Genomic DNA, 401 nt, shown 5'->3' with positions numbered 1-401 from the left:
GTGCGCGCGAAAACGGGAAGATTCGCTTTGAATTCAAGGCGACGGACTTCGTCGTCTATCCGGCGCACGGCGTTGGACAGATTCTGTCGATTGAAGAGCAGACCGTTGCAGGAGCGAGCCTGGAGTTCTTCGTGATCTTTTTCACAAAGAGCAAAATGACCGTCCGCGTTCCCGTCCGGAAAGCCGCGAGCGTCGGAATGCGCAAGCCGTCGGATCTTTCGTCGATCCAAGGAGTGAAACAGATTCTGAGCGAATCCTCCCGGAAAGGCCGCGGCAACTGGTCCCGGCTTGCTCAGGAATACGAAGGCAAAATCAAATCCGGAGATATCGTCGCGGTCGCGGAGGTCGCTCGCGATCTTTTCCGACCGGGCGACTCCGGCCAGAGTTTCAGCGAACGGCAG

1 protein-coding gene is annotated in these 401 nt (G+C 57.6%); it reads left to right on the top strand.

Annotation, left to right across the window (positions count from 1 at the left end; translation table 11 throughout):
- Positions 1–401: CarD family transcriptional regulator (locus tag KIP88_RS46155; RefSeq protein ID WP_249791578.1), on the top strand; the 401-nt coding region annotated here is incomplete at both ends.

The sequence above is a fragment of the Bradyrhizobium sp. SRL28 genome (assembly GCF_018596315.1).
In the GTDB taxonomy this organism is placed as follows: Bacteria; Pseudomonadota; Alphaproteobacteria; order Rhizobiales; family Xanthobacteraceae; genus Bradyrhizobium.
The sequence above is the reverse complement of the archived record's forward strand: the minus strand, read 5'-3'. Positions and strand labels throughout refer to the sequence as shown.